Source organism: Intrasporangium sp., from assembly GCF_039812505.1.
Classification (GTDB): Bacteria; Actinomycetota; Actinomycetes; order Actinomycetales; family Dermatophilaceae; genus Intrasporangium_A.
Genome location: NZ_JBDIAQ010000233.1, coordinates 1 through 3,622, shown reverse-complemented (window position 1 = coordinate 3,622; position 3,622 = coordinate 1). Strand labels below are relative to the sequence as shown.

General features: G+C 73.8%; 3 protein-coding genes. 1 reads left to right on the top strand and 2 read right to left on the bottom strand.

From position 1 onward, the window contains the following. Nucleotides 1–707: UPF0158 family protein (locus WMI84_RS17485; protein WP_347355054.1), on the bottom strand; the 707-nt coding region annotated here is incomplete at its 3' end. Nucleotides 708–999: 292 nt separating this feature from the next. On the opposite strand from WMI84_RS17485, the gene WMI84_RS17480 reads away from it, so the two are divergent. Next, nucleotides 1,000–1,851 carry a DUF2877 domain-containing protein gene (locus WMI84_RS17480; RefSeq protein WP_347355053.1) on the top strand — a complete coding sequence of 284 codons (852 nt, stop codon included), beginning with the start codon at nucleotides 1,000–1,002 and terminating at the stop codon, nucleotides 1,849–1,851. On the opposite strand, the gene WMI84_RS17475 is transcribed toward WMI84_RS17480, so the two are convergent. After that, nucleotides 1,812–3,608: a hypothetical protein gene (locus WMI84_RS17475; protein ID WP_347355052.1), complete on the bottom strand. Its 1,797-nt coding sequence runs from the start codon at nucleotides 3,606–3,608 to the stop codon at nucleotides 1,812–1,814. The genes WMI84_RS17480 and WMI84_RS17475 overlap by 40 nt on opposite strands. Between the last annotated feature and the right edge of the window lie 14 nt (nucleotides 3,609–3,622).

Genomic DNA, 3,622 nt, shown 5'->3' with positions numbered 1-3,622 from the left:
TCCCGGGTCACCGGCAGGTAGCCCTCGTGGGCCAGCCACTGACGGGCCCGGCCCCGCTGGGAGTCGTTCTCGACCTCGTACCACTGCTCGAGCAGACCCACTTGCTCCAGCACGTCCCTGAACCGGCGGAAGGCGTCTCGCCCGGAGATCGCCCGGTCGAGGCGGTCCCGCAGGCCCTCGTCGGCCTGCTGGTCGATGAACCACTCCATGTCCCGGTATGCCGACCTGGCGCCCAGCGCCTCGACCCGGAGCCACCGGTCCGGGTCGTAGCCGTCGGCGTCCTCGCCGGACAGCTCCCCGGTCTCGACGAGGTACGCGAAGGCCGAGCCCGGCAGGACCTCGCCGTTCGTCAGGTCGATCCGACCGTCCGGGTACTCGTAGTCGGGTTGCGACTCCAGCACGTAGGCCAGCTCCTCGAGGCTGACGGGCAGCGGGCGCAGCAGCGGCACCGGGCCGTCGCCGAGGACGCTCGCGAGGGCGGCCGACAGCTCCTCGTCGCCGTCCCACTCCCGTTCGTCGAGACGACTGCGGCAGTCCCGAGCCAGCGCCGCCGCCCCGGCCGTGCCCGCACCAACCTCCCGCATCAGGGCCTCGCCGACGAGCTGGAGTGAGTACTCGGACAGTCCGACGCGCCGCAGGTGCTCGACGAACCGACGGCCACCTTCGTATGCGATGACCCTGAGCTCCCGGGACCTGCCATCGTCCATGTCACCTGTCTAGCGCATGCCCGGCGACGAAGGCGCTGACCGAGGTCAGGTGATGCGCTCGAACCGGGTGAGCGGCATACCGGCTGGGATGTTGAGCCAGGGCGAGACTGACGGTGGGCCTGGCCCCTGCCTCGAGACCTCGCCGCGGGCTGACCGGGCGCCCTGCCCGAGCCGGCTGCAGCAGCGGGGTGCGAGACTGAACCGGTACTGCCGCCGTCGGTCCTGGTCCCGACGACACGGTGCGGCCCGGCCGGCCGCGGCGGCGAGCCTCGGCCGGGCGTGAGGAGGACGCGTGCACCTACCTGGCGCAGTGTCACCCCTGACCCGCGAGATGGTCACGGGGGAACCCCGTGGCGGCACGGTCCTGGCCGCCTTCCCGACTGCGCTCTACCTTCGCGTCGACGGCGGGGTAGGTGTGGACCGGGTGCTGCCGGTCGTGACCGCTGACGCCTTGCTGCTGCCGACGGCGGTTCGTCTGGGTGTCTCCTCGACCGTGGTCCACTGGCCCGTGGCACCTGGCGCCCGGGTCGTGATCGGTGGCGGTCGGGTCTGCGGGTCGGGACTCGAGGTGCGGGCCGTGCGGGCCTGGCGCCCGGATCGGGTCCGCTCCGGTCAGCCGTTCCCCGTTGCGGGCGTGGGCCTGCTCCCGCCGGGTGACGTCCTGGGCAATGGCTGCGCGGCCATCGCGCGCGCCGCGCTCACGGGCCGGCCGGTCGAGCGCCAGGTCGGTGCCCTCGTCGGGGCCGGTCAGGGCCTGACCCCGAGCGGCGACGATGCCCTGTGCGGGGTGCTGCTGGCGCTGCGCGCCTGGGGGCCATCGGGGGCCGCCCTCGCCGAGGTGGCCGAAGCGGTCGACCGGTCCCTGCATCGCACCACCGACCTGTCGGCCGCGCTCCTGTCCGCGGCCGCGGACGGGTACTGCGTGCCGCAGGTGGCCGCCCTCCTGGCGGCCTTGGTCACGGTCGGCCCGAGCGACCCCGCCGTCGAGCAGGAGGTCGCCCGCCGGTTCGGGGCCGTCCTCGCGATCGGGCACAGCTCGGGTGGTGACCTCGTGGCCGGGCTGTCCGGTGTCCTCCGGGCCCTCACCAGCCCGTCCCAGCGGGGTCAGCGGGTCGCCTCGCGCAGGGTCGAGAGGCCCATGTAGAGGGCGCCGATGACGAGCAGTACGCCGAACCCCAGATCGAGGTGTCCGAGCGCGACCGAGACGATGCCCCAGATCCCGAACGCCGCGACCACGACGACACCCGCCCCGAGCAGGAGCAGCCCGAGGTGTCGACGTAGCACGGCCTCGATGACGATCATCGCGCCGGCCAGCCAGAGGACGGACCGGGCCGAGGCGAGCCCGGCCAGCATGAGGACGCCCAGGGCCAGCAGCGCCAGCGAGGCCGACAGGGCGGTCCACACCCGCAGGGCCCGGCCCTGGGCGAGCTGGTCCTGGCCCAGCGGGACGGCCCGGTGGCGAAGGTGCGCGTGCGGCAACGGGGTGGGGGCCGGCGCGGCCAGGGACCGTTCCGCGCCCTCGAGCAGGGAGGTCAGCTCGGCGACCTCCCGGCGGATCCCGGCGACCTCGCGGTCCAGCCCGGCCACCTGCCGACCGGGCTGGTTCGCCGGTATGCCGAGCGCCAGCTCCGCCGCGTGGGCGCCGCGCAGCACGTCCCGTCGTTCGGACAGCCGCCGCTGCGACTCGGCCAGGGTGGACACCAGCCGGTCGCGGACGGCGAGGATCTCGTCGTGCGCCTGTGCGGCGGTCGGCGCGACCCGGTCCAGGGCCGCCCACGCGACGGGCTGGGCCCACGACTCGCGCAGCGTGCCGTTCCGGTTGTAGCGCAGCCCGGCAGGGGCACGTTCGCCGCCGAACGGGTCCTCGGTGTCCAGGCCCCAGAGGCCGGCATAGTCGCGGACCCACGGAGTCGTGTCGTCGACCAGGACCGGGATCCATTCGAGGTCGCCGCCCACACCGACGGTGGTCCCGTCGCCGCGCTTGTAGTCGATGTAGGGGATGCGGAGCAGCCCGTGGGCGTCGCCGCGGACGCGTGCGGTCACCCTCGAGAGCCAGGGGGGCAACGGCAGCTCCGAGGTGATGAGGTACTCACCCTGCAGGTACGCTCCGGAGTGCGACCCCGCCCCGGCGAACACCACCGGATGCTCGCCGACCCGCGACAGGTCGGGATCGTCCCAGCGCCGTCGCAGGTCGGGCCCGACCTCGTCGTGCGACGAGTAGGCGACCCACGCCGGCCGGAGCCCCGGCGACTGCGTCCCGGTCGCCCCGTCGAGCGGGTCCGCCGAGGTCACCTCCTCGGGTGCGAGGTATACGGTGACCTGTTCCCAGTCGCCCTCGTGGTCGTTGACGCCGCCGAACGTCGAGCGCCAGTCGTTCATGGCGTAGAAGTACCAGTACTGCAGGACCGTGTAGCCGCCGTCACGTGACACGTGGGCGTAGTAGTGCGGCTTGCGGTAGTGGGGGCTGTGCAGGTAGGCCTCGTGCGCGGCGGCGGCGAACCCGCCGGGCACGCGCCCCCGCAGCAGCAGGGTGAGCCGCAGGCCGACGTCGATGAGGCGCGACGGCAGGCTCACCGCCGCGAACCGGCTCGAGGCCCGGAACCTGTCACGCTCCGGTCGCCGGCGCCAGGCTCGGTAGTCCCTCCGCTGCAGGGCGGCCCCGACGTGCTCGAGCGAGAGCGCGTGGTCGGCCTCGGACAGGCCCAGCTCGGCCAGGCCGTCGAGAGTAAGGCTGCCCCGCTCGGCCAGCACGATCGGCCCGTTCCCGTCTCTGGCCACCAGCCGGGAGCCGACGACGTAGTCGGCCACCGACATCGGCAGGAAGAGCTCGCCGTGCGTGTAGCGGATCACCGGCTCGAAGCGGCGCACCAGCGCCAGGTCCAGCGCCGGGTCCGTGGGCATGCATGGCACTCTAG

Bases quoted from the DNA above. Each gene is read 5' to 3' on its own strand.
- WMI84_RS17475 (WP_347355052.1), bottom strand. From the start codon at position 3,608: ATGCCCACGGACCCGGCGCTGGACCTGGCGCTGGTGCGCCGCTTCGAG.